Origin of the sequence: Streptomyces chrestomyceticus JCM 4735 (assembly GCF_003865135.1) — a bacterium.
GTDB classification, from domain to species: Bacteria; Actinomycetota; Actinomycetes; order Streptomycetales; family Streptomycetaceae; genus Streptomyces; species Streptomyces chrestomyceticus.
On the sequence record NZ_BHZC01000001.1, the window covers coordinates 4,845,171 to 4,858,900 of the forward strand.

The 13,730-nt window shown below is 69.4% G+C and carries 15 protein-coding genes; 7 read left to right on the plus strand and 8 right to left on the minus strand.

The window, feature by feature from the left end; translation table 11 throughout:
- The first annotated feature begins 15 nt into the window (after positions 1 to 15).
- Both EJG53_RS20865 and EJG53_RS20870 read left to right on the plus strand, forming a co-directional pair.
- Positions 16 to 735, plus strand: a complete 720-nt coding sequence (locus EJG53_RS20865; protein WP_125046097.1) for a GntR family transcriptional regulator — start codon at positions 16 to 18, stop codon at positions 733 to 735.
- On the plus strand, positions 732 to 2,051 hold the full coding sequence (locus tag EJG53_RS20870) for an MFS transporter (RefSeq protein WP_174856434.1): 1,320 nt from the start codon (positions 732 to 734) through the stop codon (positions 2,049 to 2,051). The genes EJG53_RS20865 and EJG53_RS20870 overlap by 4 nt, the downstream gene beginning before the upstream one ends.
- Before the next feature lie 79 nt (positions 2,052 to 2,130).
- On the opposite strand, the gene EJG53_RS20875 is transcribed toward EJG53_RS20870, so the two are convergent.
- Positions 2,131 to 2,955 carry a maleylpyruvate isomerase family mycothiol-dependent enzyme gene (locus EJG53_RS20875; RefSeq protein ID WP_031011432.1) on the minus strand — a complete coding sequence of 275 codons (825 nt, stop codon included), beginning with the start codon at positions 2,953 to 2,955 and terminating at the stop codon, positions 2,131 to 2,133.
- Between the two features lie 144 nt (positions 2,956 to 3,099).
- Here EJG53_RS20875 and EJG53_RS20880 point away from each other — a divergent pair, with 144 nt between their 5' ends.
- Positions 3,100 to 3,888 carry a carbon-nitrogen family hydrolase gene (locus tag EJG53_RS20880; protein ID WP_125046098.1) on the plus strand — a complete coding sequence of 263 codons (789 nt, stop codon included), beginning with the start codon at positions 3,100 to 3,102 and terminating at the stop codon, positions 3,886 to 3,888.
- Between the two features lie 23 nt (positions 3,889 to 3,911).
- Here the strand turns inward: EJG53_RS20880 and EJG53_RS20885 are convergent, their stop codons facing one another.
- Positions 3,912 to 4,406, minus strand: coding sequence for an LURP-one-related/scramblase family protein (locus EJG53_RS20885; protein WP_125046099.1), 495 nt, complete (start codon positions 4,404 to 4,406; stop codon positions 3,912 to 3,914).
- Positions 4,407 to 4,555: 149 nt separating this feature from the next.
- Here EJG53_RS20885 and EJG53_RS20890 point away from each other — a divergent pair, with 149 nt between their 5' ends.
- Positions 4,556 to 4,744, plus strand: a complete 189-nt coding sequence (locus EJG53_RS20890; RefSeq protein ID WP_125046100.1) for a hypothetical protein — start codon at positions 4,556 to 4,558, stop codon at positions 4,742 to 4,744.
- A 66-nt stretch (positions 4,745 to 4,810) separates the two neighbouring features.
- On the opposite strand, the gene EJG53_RS20895 is transcribed toward EJG53_RS20890, so the two are convergent.
- Positions 4,811 to 5,314, minus strand: a complete 504-nt coding sequence (locus EJG53_RS20895) for a hypothetical protein (protein WP_125046101.1) — start codon at positions 5,312 to 5,314, stop codon at positions 4,811 to 4,813.
- Between the two features lie 390 nt (positions 5,315 to 5,704).
- Between EJG53_RS20895 and EJG53_RS20900 the strand changes: the two genes are divergently transcribed.
- A complete protein-coding gene (locus EJG53_RS20900) occupies positions 5,705 to 7,270 on the plus strand; it encodes a recombinase family protein (RefSeq protein ID WP_125046102.1) in 1,566 nt (521 codons plus the stop codon).
- Between the two features lie 651 nt (positions 7,271 to 7,921).
- The gene (locus EJG53_RS20905) at positions 7,922 to 9,778 is read left to right on the plus strand and encodes an NHL domain-containing thioredoxin family protein (RefSeq protein ID WP_125046103.1); all 1,857 of its coding nucleotides are present in this window, start codon (positions 7,922 to 7,924) and stop codon (positions 9,776 to 9,778) included.
- 39 nt (positions 9,779 to 9,817) lie between these two features.
- Here the strand turns inward: EJG53_RS20905 and EJG53_RS20910 are convergent, their stop codons facing one another.
- The 3 genes from EJG53_RS20910 to EJG53_RS20920 form a co-directional block, all read right to left on the minus strand.
- Entirely contained in the window at positions 9,818 to 10,474 is a 657-nt protein-coding gene (locus EJG53_RS20910; RefSeq protein WP_125046104.1) for a DUF4232 domain-containing protein, read from the minus strand.
- Between the two features lie 182 nt (positions 10,475 to 10,656).
- Positions 10,657 to 10,854 carry a DUF397 domain-containing protein gene (locus EJG53_RS20915; RefSeq protein WP_125046105.1) on the minus strand — a complete coding sequence of 66 codons (198 nt, stop codon included), beginning with the start codon at positions 10,852 to 10,854 and terminating at the stop codon, positions 10,657 to 10,659.
- 11 nt (positions 10,855 to 10,865) lie between these two features.
- Complete coding sequence (locus tag EJG53_RS20920) at positions 10,866 to 11,717, minus strand: helix-turn-helix domain-containing protein (protein WP_125046106.1); 852 nt, start codon at positions 11,715 to 11,717, stop codon at positions 10,866 to 10,868.
- A 208-nt stretch (positions 11,718 to 11,925) separates the two neighbouring features.
- Between EJG53_RS20920 and EJG53_RS20925 the strand changes: the two genes are divergently transcribed.
- Entirely contained in the window at positions 11,926 to 12,411 is a 486-nt protein-coding gene (locus EJG53_RS20925; protein ID WP_125046107.1) for an ATP-binding protein, read from the plus strand.
- Between the two features lie 253 nt (positions 12,412 to 12,664).
- Here EJG53_RS20925 and EJG53_RS20930 read toward each other — a convergent pair whose 3' ends face one another.
- Together EJG53_RS20930 and EJG53_RS20935 are read right to left on the minus strand one after the other, a co-directional pair.
- Positions 12,665 to 13,408 carry a class I SAM-dependent methyltransferase gene (locus EJG53_RS20930; protein WP_125046108.1) on the minus strand — a complete coding sequence of 248 codons (744 nt, stop codon included), beginning with the start codon at positions 13,406 to 13,408 and terminating at the stop codon, positions 12,665 to 12,667.
- An 85-nt stretch (positions 13,409 to 13,493) separates the two neighbouring features.
- Positions 13,494 to 13,724 (minus strand): DUF6458 family protein, encoded by a 231-nt coding sequence (locus EJG53_RS20935; RefSeq protein ID WP_125046109.1) that lies wholly within the window; start codon positions 13,722 to 13,724, stop codon positions 13,494 to 13,496.
- Positions 13,725 to 13,730: the final 6 nt, after the last annotated feature.

Here is a 13,730-nt window from a genome sequence, read left to right on the forward strand (position 1 = left end):
ATCTATGCTGTGCACATGTCCTCAGCCGCCGCTCCGGTCACCTCTGCCCCGGAAACCCCAAGCACCACGAACGCTGCCGCCCCCACCCCCGCTCCCGCCAAAGCCCCGCCCGCCGCCGAACGCGTCTACGCGTACGTCAAGCAGGCCGTACTGGAGCGCCACTACGAGGGCGGCATGCTGCTCACCGAAGGGGAGCTGGCCGAGGCGGTCGGCGTGTCGCGCACGCCCGTACGGGAAGCGCTGCTGCGCCTGGAGGTCGAAGGGCTGCTGAAGCTCTACCCGAAGAAGGGCGCCATGGTCCTGCCGGTCTCCGCACAGGAGATCGCGGACGTGGTGGAGACCCGGCTGCTCGTCGAGGAGCACGCCGCGCGCAAGGCCGTGCCGGCCGCCCCCGCGCTCATCGCCGAGCTGGAGGAACAGCTCGCCAAGATGGTGGAGCTGGCCGCCTCCGGCGACCTCGCCGCCGTCTCCGTGGCCGACCGCTGCTTCCACGCCGCGATCGTGCGCAGCGCCGGCAACCAGATCCTGGACCGGCTGTACGAGCAACTGCGGGACCGGCAGCTCCGGATGGGTGTCGCCGTGATGCACGCCAACCCGGACCGGATCGCGAAGAACATCGCGGAGCACGGCGAGATCCTCCAGGCGCTGCGCGCCGGGGACGCGGCCGCGGCCGTGGACGCCGTGCACCGCCACGTGAGCTGGGTGCGGAACCTGGCGCAGGGGGACGTCCGATGAGCGGATCCACCACCGGCCACGGCACCCTGCTCCCCGGCGACCCGCCCGGCGGCCGCAAGGCCATGGCCGTCTGGGGCATCGGCGTCGCCGTCTACTTCGTGGCGATCACCTACCGGACGAGCCTCGGTGTGGCGGGCCTGGACGCGGCGGAACGTTTCCACATCAACGCCTCCGCGCTCTCCACCTTCTCCATCCTCCAGTTGCTCGTCTACGCGGGCATGCAGATACCCGTCGGCCTGATGGTCGACCGGCTAGGCACCAAGAAGGTGCTGATCCTGGGCGTCGTGCTGTACACCGTCGGCCAGTTCGGCTTCGCGCTGTCGCAGTCGTACGCCATGGCGCTGGGCTCGCGCGCGCTGCTCGGCTGCGGTGACGCGCTGACGTTCATCAGCGTGCTGCGGCTGGGCGCGCGCTGGTTCCCGGCCCGCCGGGGCCCGCTGATAGCGCAGATCGCCGCCCTCATCGGCATGGCGGGCAACCTCGTCTCCACCCTCGTCCTGGCCCGCCTCCTGCACACCTTCGGCTGGACCCCGACCTTCGTGGCCAGCGCGCTGGGCGGCTTCGTCGTCCTCGCCCTGGTGCTGGCCTTCCTCAAGGACCACCCCGAGGGTTACGAGCCCGCTCCGGCGCCCGCCACACACACCGGCGGCGCGTACGTCCGCCGCCAGATAGCCGACGCCTGGCGCGAGCCGGGCACCCGGCTGGGCATGTGGGTGCACTTCACCACCCAGTTCCCGGCGATGGTCTTCCTGCTGCTGTGGGGCCTGCCGTTCCTCGTCGAGGCCCAGGGCCTGACGCGCGGCGAAGCGGGCGAACTGCTCACCCTCGTCGTGCTGTCCAACATGGTCGTCGGCCTGGTCTACGGGCAGGTCATCGCCCGCCACCACAACGCCCGTACGCCGCTGGCGCTCGGTACCGTCGCCGCCACCGCGCTGCTGTGGGCGGTCACGCTGGCCTGGCCGGCCGACCACGCGCCCGGATGGCTGCTGATCGTCCTGTGCACCGTGCTCGGCGCCTGCGGCCCCGCCTCGATGATCGGCTTCGACTTCGCCCGCCCGGCCAACCCGCCGGAGCGCCAGGGCACCGCCTCCGGCATCGTCAACATGGGCGGCTTCACCGCGTCGATGACCACGCTGCTGGCGATCGGCGTCCTGCTGGACGCGACCGGCGACAACTACCGGATCGCGTTCGTCTCCGTCTTCGTCCTGGAGGCGCTGGGCGTCGCACAGATCCTGCGGCTGCGCGGCCAGGCGCACCGGCGGGAGCGGGAGCGGCTGGTGACCAGCCGGGTGGAGGCGGTGCACGTACCGGCGTGAGGGGCCGGGCGGGGGCGACCCCGCCGCACGCCGCAAGCGCTCGCGCTTTACGACGTACCCGTGCCCGTACTGGTACTCCTCACGGCGTGACCGCGAAATGCTCCAGCACCGCGTCCGCCAGCGGCCGGTCGCCGTCGATCTTCACCTGGTCGGCGACGGCGGCGGGCCGCACCCGGCCGCAGGCCAGCCGGAAGAACGTCTCCCAGTCCATCGACAGCGTCACGGCCGGGCCGAGCGAGACGCTCTCGTCGATCGTGCCGTTGCCCTGCGCGTCCACCCGGACCGTCCGCATGAACTCCAGCGCGCCGCCCACGTCGAAGACCACCGCCGAATCGGCGGGCGCGCCCGCGTCCTTGGCGACCACCTTCGGCAGCGCGAGCAGCAGCAGGTCCCGGGTGAGCTGCGCGCCGGGGGAGTCGAGGTTGCCGGGCAGGTTCAGCGCGTGGCGCAGGTCCTGCTCGTGGACCCAGACGTCGAACGCCCGCTGCCGCAGGGCGTACGCGAGCGTGCGGTCCTCACCGAGCGGGGTGCGCAGCACCGTCTCGGGGTCGCGGGTCTCGTTGCGCAGCGACCGCGCGCGCCGGATGACCATGTACTCCAGCTCGGCGGTCATCTCCGGACCGGTGTGGTGCCGCCGGACGTCCACCTGGAGCTCCATCCGGCGGGCGAATTCCGTGCGTACGTGGTAGAGGTCGCGCGGCAGGGAGTGGATGGGCCGGGGGTCCCCGAGCATCTCGCTCTCCAGGCCGATGATGTGCGAGACGATGTCGCGCACGGACCACCCCGGGAGGTCCGTCGCCCGGTTCCACTCGCCCTCGACGAGTGGCTTGACCAGCTCGGATATCGCTTCGATGGAGTGCGTCCAGGCGTCGATGGAGGGCTGCAGGCTGGGATGGACGGTCACGGGACCCCTCGGACGGTTCGTACGCGGGCTGCGGTCTGTGCAGTTAAGTTACGCTGCGCACGGGTACCCCGGCAGCGCTTTCGGGTGACCATCGTAGGCTGATTTTTGACGGCGGACCGGCTCGAATGCTTAGGCGGTGGTACTGTGCGCGCTTCACTGATCCAGATGCACGTGGACCCGGCGGAACCAGTCAATTCACGCCGTGAACGGGCCGGTTCACTGATCCGCGAGCGAGCGAGCAGCGATCTCGTCGTCCTCCCCGAACTGTGGCCGGTCGGCGCCTTCGCGTTCGAGACCTTCGCCGACCAGGCGGAACCCTTCGAGGGCCCCACACACCAGGCGATGTCGCAGGCCGCGCGCGACGCCGGCGTCTGGCTGCACGCGGGCTCCTTCGTCGAACGGGCCCCCGACGGCACCCTCTACAACACGTCCCTGGTCTTCTCCCCGGACGGCGCCCTCGCCGCCTCCTACCGCAAGATCCACCGCTTCGGCTTCGACAAGGGCGAAGCGGTCCTGATGGGGGCCGGCGACACACCGGTCACGGTGCCGCTCCCCGACACCACCCTGGGCCTCGCCACCTGCTACGACCTGCGCTTTCCCGAACTCTTCCGGCAGTTGGTGGACGCCGGCGCGCAGACCCTCGTCATCCCCGCGGGCTGGCCCGCCCGCCGCCGCGCGCACTGGTCGCTGCTGGCCCGCGCCCGCGCGGTCGAGAACCAGAGCTACGTACTGGCCTGCGGCACCGCGGGCACCAACGGCGGCGTCGAGCAGGCCGGCCACAGCGTCGTCGTCGACCCGTGGGGCGAGGTCCTCGCGGAGGCCGGACCGTACGAGGAAGTGCTCACCGTCGACCTGGACCCGGCCAAGGTGGCGAAGACCCGCGCCGACTTCCCGGCCCTGCGCGACCGCGTACTGGGCCTCGACACCCCGTAAACCCGCACCTCGGTGCTTCCCCCTCAATCCTCCCCCCGCTCCCTCTCCGCAAGCCGGATCACACACACCGCCACGGCGATCAGCAGCGCCGCGTCGGCGTCCTCCCGCACCACGTGCACCGCATAGGTGTCCCGTACGGACAGCCAGCGGCGCGAGATGTCCGCGAGCAGTTCGCCGTCGTACTCGACGGCGAACTCGCGGTCCAGGATCTTGCCGCTGACGTCCAGCTCGGTGCCGTCCACCAGCTCGACCCGGTAGTGGTTGCGCAGCAGCGACAGCCGCTTGCGCCGGACGGTGGCCAGCGGCCGGTCGTCCCGCTCGATCGTCATGGTGTCGCGCAGGGCGAGCCACTTCTTGCGGATGGTCACCAGCACCCGCCGCTCGGTGTCCTTCAGCTCGAAGGTCTCCCGCAGCCGCAGCGCCTTGCCGTCGACGAGATAGGCATGCCGTCCGTGCTCGTCGTCGATCCAGTAGTCGTCACCGATGCCGAAGATCCGGTCGTGCACGAGAAACTTCATGGCAGCCATGTTCCCGGCCACCCCGCCCCCACGCGCCCGTACGCCCCGGGACACGCCGCCACGCGGCCCGCCCGCGCACCCAGGTGACCTTCCCCGTCCCCACGCGGGTCCTTCGCCCCCATGAGCCACCGCACCCGGACCATGACCCCATGGCAGACGCGGCGACGACACGGCGCTTCACCCCGTACCCGGGCTGCACCCGCTGCGCCCACCTCGACACGGCCCGCCACCACGCGGCAGCCACCCACGACCGCAGCGCCGAGACGGACGCCCGGGTCCTGATCAGACAGCACATGCGGACGGTTCATGGGACGGAGTTGGAGGCGGGGTGGACGTGAGGCGCGGAGGCGATGGAACAGACATTGAACTGCCGCCGCACCAGCATCCGTGCGTCCGACCGTGGTCTACGCGGGCATCACACCGTGCTGACGTTCGCATCCGTCATGCTGCAAATGCAGACGACGGAGGTCCTGCAGAGCAGCGACGGGAAATGGGTACCGCACCCACTTCGCCCGATAGCCGTCCTCCCCGTGGAGCCGGAGCACCGACTGAGCCGCCTCCAGGACGACGTGCCCGAGGAGGCCGAGGGGCTGAGTGGAGGTCCACGAGAGTGTGCCTGCCTGGTCCGGCACGTCGAAGCTCGTGGACATGTCGGGAAACCGGTAGATCGCGACGTGCACGTCCGAGCTTGTGCGGCGCAGCACCCACCGCACTTCGGCCGGCTCAAGATCGAAGGAGAAACGCTGGACGGAGAGGTGACCGTAGAGCCCTGCGACACCGTGGAGCACGTCCGCAAGGGCGTCCGTGCAGTAGCTTACAAAGTCTTTCTGCTCCCTTGCACCGTCCGCTATGCGGCAGGTCGCCCAACCACTACCCCTGAGTTCCCAGCTGAATTCAAGCTGACTCATGCCGCCCCCCCCTGCCAGTGATCTTCTCTCGAAGACGACGGTACAGCGGCGTTGTCCGGCGGAGACCACGGCAACCGCGCGGTGCCTGAGACCGGACCGCCGACGGCCCTCTGAGCTGACGGGGAATGGCCTGACTGAGCAGGCGTTTCGTACGGGTGTGAACCCGCGTTCACGGGCGGGTGGCAAGCTTGAAGCATGAACGACGCCGCCCCCGTTTCGAACACCCCCCCCGCCGTGCCCGTGTCCGCGCCCCCGAGCTGATCGGCAAGGGCGGCTGGCTGAACACGGGTGGAAAAGAGCTCACCCTCGCCGACCTGCGGGGTAAGTGCGGCGTTGTGAATTTTTGGATTTCCTGAACCAATGTGAGCACTCCTCGCTAGCGTTGGAGATGTGCACCAACACACCACTGCTGACCTGTACTTGCGTCTATCCCTGGACGGGGAGGGAAAGACGGCGATCGACCGCCAGGAAGCCGACTGCCGCGCATGGGCGGAGCGGAACGGACTGACCGTCCGCAAGGTCCACATCGACCGTGGGCGTTCCGGTTACAAGAACGTCAGCCGCAAGGGATTCGACGCGGCGATCACAGCAGCCACGGCCGGCGTCGTGGGCGTTCTGATCGTCTGGAAGCTCGACCGTCTGTCCCGCAAGGGCATCGGCGAGGTCGGCAAGGCGCTGGATGACATGAGCCGGGTCGGCGGACGGTTGGTCTCCGTCATGGACGGCCTCGACACGAAGAACGACAGCGCCAGGGCCACCATCGCGATGCTGGCGGAACTGGCGCGCGACGAGTCCCGCAACCTTGGGATGCGCGTCGGCAACGCCAAGCGGTACCTACGCCAGCGGGGCCAGTGGATCGGCGGGCAGCCGCCTTACGGCCTGCTGGTGGACTCGGAGACGAAGAAGCTCGTCCACGACCCCGAGACCGTCGTCTACGCCCGCCTGATCGCCGACGAGGCGCTGTCCGGGAAGGCCCTCGTCCACGTCGCCCGGCTGCTGAACGAGCACGGGGTGGAGTCCGCCCGTGGAGGCGAGTGGAACTCGTCCAGCGTCATGCAGCTCCTTCGCTCACCGGCCTTCGCCGGTCTCACGCCGCAGACCGAGTACGAGGAGCAGCCGGACGGGACGCGTAAGTACATGAACCGGGTCTCTCCTTACCGAGACCCGGAGACGCTCGACACCGTGAGTATCGGCGAGGGGATCATCACGGTCGGGGAGCGTGAACTCATTCTCCGGCAGCTTGAAGCGCGTACGTTCCCTCTGGCGGGGAAGCGGCACGGCCACAAGCAAGGGAAGTCATTGCTCACCGGCATAGCGCGTTGTGGGCTCTGTGGGACCCGGATGAGTAAGGCTGGCACGTCGTACCAGTGCTCCAGCCACCGCATAGGGCGAGGATGCTCCGGCGTCTCGGCTCGGGTGGAGAGCGTCGACGATTACGTGACCCGGGCGTTCCTCTCACACCTGCCGTCCCTGGAACCTCAGGACCCGCTGCTCGCTGTGATCGCCGATCGCTGGGTACGGAGGGAGGACCCGGAGGTCTTCGCGAAGCGGGACGCGATCGAGGCGGAGATCGCGGACGAGGGGGCTCGTCTGGCGGACCTGGAGGAGGCCAGGTACGTCCGTGGCGAATTCACTGGCGCAGACGCGATTGACCGGTACGACCGGCTCGCAGGACGACTTCGTACCCGGATCGAGGGGCTGCGCGCGGACCTACTGCGAATGCCGACCCCTTCCGTGGACATCTCTCCTCTCCTGGATGCGGGCCTGCTGCGTGAAGCTTGGGGAGCCGACGACACGGCCGGAAGACGTGTACGCCTTGGCCTCGCAATCGATCGAGTGGAAGTCCGGCGAGGCAGGGTGGGCGTGAGGTTCGATGGTGACGAGCGCTGCCGGATCATCTGGGCGGCGGGAGACGGTGCTGAGGAGGATTCGTCGGGTGACGAAGTGACGGAATGACGGTCTAAGTCCATTACCTCCTTAAGGGAAGTTCTGAGTTTCTATGGATGGAATAGAGCTAAACGTCATTCCGTCAGTTCGTCCCTGGAGCCGCCCGAGGATCAGTGTGAAATCGAGCTGTGGTCGCCATCCCGACCCCGGTTCCGGCTCGGAACGCACACGCTGGGTGTGACGCCGTTTTCGGGTCTATGGTGGCTCTGACCAGCGCATACCGACTGCCGAAGGTGCGAGAGCGGCACAGTTGACGCCCTGCAAAGCCTGCAAAAGGCCCCACGGAGCCGCCCGCGGGCGGTGGAACACCATGGGCCCCCGTGCTCATCGACCTGATGGGGCGATGGGTGCGGGGTCTGCACCGCCCTGGCCGCGCAGCATCGAGGGGCCTGTTTCGAAGGCGACAACTCCATGGTCAGTGACTGCAACGTGGGGCTCCGAAACCACTCGCACCCTGGGGAGTCGACGTGAGCGTGAAAGCCGTGCTGCGGTACGTGAGCTTCGTTATGCGCCGCCACCTGTCGGCCGAGACCACGGCACCATCACCTACCACCGAGAAGCCTCGGAGCTCGCCGTGGTGAGCGGATCGCATAGCTGGGCGGGCAGACCGCGTCGTACGGCCGTGATCTGATGTTCATGGGTTAATGGCAAGCTTGAAACATGAACGATGATGCCCCGGTGCCCACCTCTGCGCCCGCGCCCCGCCGTGCCCGTGTCCGCGCCCCTGAACTGATCGGCAAGGGCGGCTGGATCAACACCGGCGGGAAAGATCTGAAGCTCGCCGACTTTCGAGGTCGCACATTGATCCTCGATTTTTGGACCTTCTGCTGTGTGAACTGCCTGCACGTTCTGGACGAGCTGCGGGAGCTGGAGGAGCGCCACCGGGACACCGTGGTGATCATCGGGGTGCACTCGCCGAAGTTCGTGCACGAGGCCGAGCACCAGGCCGTGGTGGACGCCGTCGAGCGGTACGAGGTCGAGCACCCGGTGCTGGACGACCCCGAGCTGGCCACCTGGAAGCAGTACGCGGTGCGGGCCTGGCCGACGCTGGTCGTCATCGACCCCGAGGGGTACGTCGTCGCGCAGCACGCCGGTGAGGGGCACGCGCACGCCATCGAGACGCTGGTGGCGGAGCTGGAGGCGGAGCACGAGGCGAAGGGGACGCTGCGGCGCGGGGACGGGCCGTACGTGCCGCCGGAGCCGGTCGCCACCGACCTGCGCTTCCCGGGCAAGGCGCTGCGTCTGCCCGGTGGCACGTTCCTGGTGTCCGACACCACCCGGCACCAGCTCGTGGAGCTGGCCGCGGACGGCGAGACCGTACTGCGCCGGATCGGCAGCGGCGAGCGCGGCTTCGGCCCGGACGCCTTCAGCGAGCCGCAGGGCCTGGCGCTGCTGCCGGACGGGAAGATCGCCGTCGCCGACACCGTCAACCACGCGATCCGCACGTTCGACCCGGAGACCGGCGAGATCGCGACCGTGGCCGGCACCGGCAAGCAGTGGTGGCAGGGCTCGGCGACCTCCGGCCCCGCCCGCGAGGTGGACCTGTCCTCGCCGTGGGACGTGGCCTGGTGGCAGGACCGGCTGTGGATCGCGATGGCCGGCGTGCACCAACTGTGGACGTACGACCCGGCCACGGAGACCGTCGCAGCGGTCGCCGGTACGACGAACGAGGGCCTGGTGGACGGCCCGGCGGCCGAGGCGTGGTTCGCGCAGCCGTCCGGCCTGGCGGCGGCCGGGGACCGGCTGTGGGTCGCGGACTCCGAGACCAGCGCGGTCCGCTGGCTGGACACCGACCTCGTCGTGCACACCGCGGTGGGCACCGGCCTGTTCGACTTCGGGCACCGCGACGGCGACGCGGCCCAGGCGCTGCTCCAGCACCCGCTCGGCGTCACCGCGCTCCCTGACGGCTCGGTCGCCGTCTCCGACACGTACAACCACGCGCTGCGCCGCTACGACCCCGCGACCGGCGAGGTCAGCACGCTCGCGACCGACCTGCGCGAACCGTCCGACGCGGTGCTCGTCGGAGACGAGGGCTCCGGCGATCCGGAGATCGTCGTGGTCGAGTCGGCACGTCACCGCCTGACCCGGCTGCGGCTGCCCGAGGAAGCCGTACGGGTCGAGTCCGTCGCACACCGTACGCAGCGCGCGGCGACCGAGGTCGGCCCCGGCAAGCTCAGCCTGGACGTCATCTTCCAGGCCCCGGCGGGCCAGAAGCTGGACCTCCGCTACGGCCCGTCCACCCGGCTCCTCGTCAGCTCGACCCCGCCCGAACTGCTGGCCTCCGGCGACGGCGCGGACACCGACCTCAGCCGCGAACTGGTGCTCGCGGACGGGGTGACGGAGGGCGTGCTGCACGTCTCCGCGATGGCGGCGTCCTGCGACGACGACCCGGCGGTCGAGTACCCGGCCTGCCATGTGCACCAGCAGGACTGGGGCGTTCCGGTCCGGGTCGTCGAGGGCGGCACGGGGCGGCTGGCGCTGGTGCTGGCGGGGATGGACGAGGCGAGCGCGGAGTGACGCGGTCCGGTCCGGGCCACCGGCCCGGACCGGTACCCCTCACCCCTTCGGCTTCGTGTAGCTCTCCGCCCGGTTCAGCGTGCTCTGCCAGTACGTGACCTGGGAGGCGCCGACCGCCACCGGCGCGTTACGGAAGTCGACGCGCTGCGGCGGCCCCTTCGGGGCACCGTTCAGGTCGCTGCCGCTGAACTCGACCGTCGCGTACGTCTTCTTGCCGCTGCCCTTCTGGGCGGCGGTGGCGGTGGGAATGCTCGCCCAGACCGCGCCCTTGGGCCGGACGGTCTCCACGTCCCCGCCCATGACATTGCTGCCCTTGAGCAGCGGCAGCGGATCCTTGGCGCCGCCGAAGCGGATCAGCGGGTGGTTGTAGACCAGGCAGGAGCGGGTGCCGCTGGTGTTCACGGCCTTGATCACGACGTGATCGTTCGGCGCGTGGGAATACACCTCGAAGCGGAACATTCCGGGACCGCACGCCCGCGCACTCCGCGAACCTGCCGCAGCACCGGCACCCGCGCCCGCTGCCGCGCCACCGCCGATGATCTTTTTCTTCTTGCTCTTCGACGACTTCGAAGACGACTTCTTCGCGCTCTTCTTGCTCTTCGCATTCCCGGAACATCCGGTCAGGGCAAGCGACCCGGCCATCGCGACGGCGAGCGCCGCATATGCGGCGGAGCGGCGGGAGCGGCGTGCGGACATGGTTCCCCCAGTGGTGTCACTGCGATCAGTGGTACGGGTGCGGCGGTGGTGCGTGTGACGGTGTCATGGCAAAGCCACCATAGCGAGTGAGGGATGGCGCGCCAGTGCCGTCAGTTTGGCGCCACACCGCCGCAATGGGTCGCAATCGACGCCATTACGGGCGGCCGGGCAGGCACGCGCCTTCAGTGGTCCGTGGCAACGACTATGTCGGCCTTTATGCCGACCAGCAGGCTCCGGAATGCATGGGGGGCGGTCATGAGGGTACGGCTGAGATCTTCGCTTTCGCGGAGCGCCACATGGGCGCCGGTCGAGGCGATTTCGACGCAGTTGTTGCCGGATGCCTCGGAGAATGAGGACTTGAGCCACTGCGGTTCGGGCACGGTTGTTCCTCCTAAAGGGTGGCGGCGATGGCGAGGATGAGATCCCTCGACTTCTTCGGATTCAACGCCACCTCTTCGACGCAGTCCATACGCCGCCGGAAGTTGGCCAAGTGGGTGGGCGAATCGAAGAAGATGGCGCCCACCGGTGAGTCCACTTCCACGGTGTCCAGGTGCGGGTTCGCGGCCGAGGCGTAGATCATGGAGCCCTCGGCCATGGGAAAGCCGCCGGCCGAGAAGGGGATCACCAGCATTCGGACGTTGGGGCGTTCGCTCTCCTCCAGAAGACGGCTGAGCTGGTTCTTGGCGGTCTTCCTTCCTCCGATCTGCATACGCAGGGCCGCCTCGTGGATCGTCGCCACATACGGAACGCCCGACTCCCGCGCCACCACATCGTGCCGTGCCAGGCGGTGGGCCACCCGCAACTCGACCTCCAGCCGGGGCAGCGCGGGAATGTAGAGGTCGAACAGGGCCCGGGCGTGGTCCTCGGTCTGGAACAGGCCGGGGATGTGCACCGTCTGGAGCGTCCGCAGGCTCGTCGCGTGGTGCTCCAGTTCCGCTACGTCCAGGAAGTCCGGCGGGATCTTGCCCCGGTACTCGTCCCACCAGCCCTTCGACCGGCCGCCGGTCATCGTGGCGAGGGCGTCCACCAGCGCGGGGTCGTCACATTCGTAGATGCTGGCCAGGCGGCGCAGCCGCTCCTCGCTGATGCCGAACCGGCCCGCTTCGATGTTGGAGATCATCGTGCGGTCCGCGCCCAGCCGCTCGCCGGCTACCGGGGCGGTCATGCCGACGGCTTCGCGCAGGCGCCGGAGTTCGGTGCCGAAGCGGCGTTGGCGGACGGTGGGGGCTTGGCGTGGGGCCATGGGGCAACTCCTTGCTCGGGCGCCACAGCGTCTCGGCAGCCGGGGCCGGGTGTCCATCGAATCCGTAGGAAGCACTCGTTGGAGTGACGCGAGTAGCACTCGTTAAAAAGGCGGCGCTACGGTGTGACCCACGTCACCAGCTCATCCGGTGCCGCCCCGTACGGCACGTACGTCCCGTACCCCTTCGCGCCCCGCATGGAGGTGCCCCGTGTACGTCGAACCGTGGCCCCCGTCCCCCGAACCCCTCGCCTTCACCGACCCGTGGGAGTACGAACTCGCCTTTCCCGGCGACCCGCGCGGGCCCGGCATCGCCCGTATGACCCTGCGCGCGGTGCTGGCCGCCCACGGCGTGCCCGAACTCATCGAGCGGGCCGAGTTGCTGACCTCGGAGCTGACCACCAACTCCGTACGGCACGCCAAGGGTTCCGCGAGCGTCCGCCTGCGCTGGACGCATCCCGTCCTGCGGGTCAGCGTCTCGGACACGGTGCCGTTCCTGCCCGCCACGCTGCGGTCGCCCACGCTCGAAGCGGGCAGCGGACGCGGCCTGTTCATCCTCGACCGCGTGGCGGACCGGTGGGGCGGCTGCGCGCTCGGGGACTCGTTGCTCGGGCCCGGCGGCAAGAGCATCTGGTTCGAACTGGCGGTACGCACCGGCCCTCCGCCGCCGCAGACGCCGCCCGCACTGGTGGCTTGAGCCGAGGAGAGAAGGCCAAAAGCCATGCACGGACAGCAGGAAGACATGAGCCGCCCACCCGTACCCGTCCCAGGCTGCGAGACGTGCGCGGCACTCGCCGCACAGCGGGCCGCAGCCCGGGCGAGGTCCGACGCCAGCGCACAGACGGACGCCAACGTCCTCATGCGTCAGCATCAGCGACGAGAGCATGGTTGACGGCGCGGCGGACGTGCCGGTGCGTGGCCGGCGCGGGCGCGCGTACGGCCCCGAGCCCCTACGCTCCCTCCCCCAACCGGTAAACCGAAACATGCGCCCCCGACTCCGCCGTGAATTCCCCGCCCTTCCAGTCCGCATGCCGGGACTCCAGCTCGAAGCCGGCCAGTTGGGCCATGAGGTCGAGTTCGGCGGGCCAGATGTAGCGGTGGGGGCTGCGGGCCAGGTGGGCTTGGCCGTCTTCGGTGTAGCGGAAGTGGTGGGAGGTGAGGTGCTGGTGGAGGGGGTCGTAGGTGTCCACGCCCAGGTAGCCGGGTTCCGAGGTGAAGACGACGGCTTGTTGGCCGGGTGGGAGTCTTCGCAGGTCGGGTACGTGCAGTTCGATGACGAAACGGCCGCCGGGGGTGAGGTGGCGGGCGGCGTTGCGGAAGCACTCGACCTGTTCGGGCTGGGTGAGGAGGTTGGAGATGGTGTTGAAGACCAGGTAGACGAGGTGGAAGGGGCCGGGGGCGGTGGTGGTTGCCATGTCGCCCATCACGACCGGGATGGTCGACTCGTCCGCTTTCGTACGGAGTTGGTCGATCATCGGCTGGGAGAGTTCGATGCCGGTGACCAGGACGCCGCGCTGTGCGAGCGGTACGGCCACGCGGCCGGTGCCGATGGCGAACTCCAGCGCCCGGCCGCCGTCGGCGAGTTCCGCGAGGCGGTCCACGGCCGGGTCCAGCACCTCCGGGGCGAACATGCCGGTGCCGGGGGTGTCGTAGCGCTGTGCGGCACGGTGATCCCAGATCTCGTCCTGTCGCATGCCGTACAGGGTCCTCGCGGCGGCCCGTGGTGGCAAAGGGTTTTGCGGAGCGCGCGGGCCGGGTGAGAGGTCGGGAGCGGGCGGGTCAGTCCTCGTAGTGCATGCGGTGGGTCTCCTCGACCACCGGGGCCGCCGGGCTCGGCGGCTGCATGCGGCGGCGCTTGAAGATGCTGACGTACGCCGCGATGCCGATGACGCCGACCACCATCAGGATCAGGCCGACGAGGTGGAGGTTGACTCCGGCCATCTGCCAGTCCACCGCGAAGGTCAGGATGCCTCCCAGCGCGAGCAGACCGATGCACCATCCGATGCCCATGGTTGT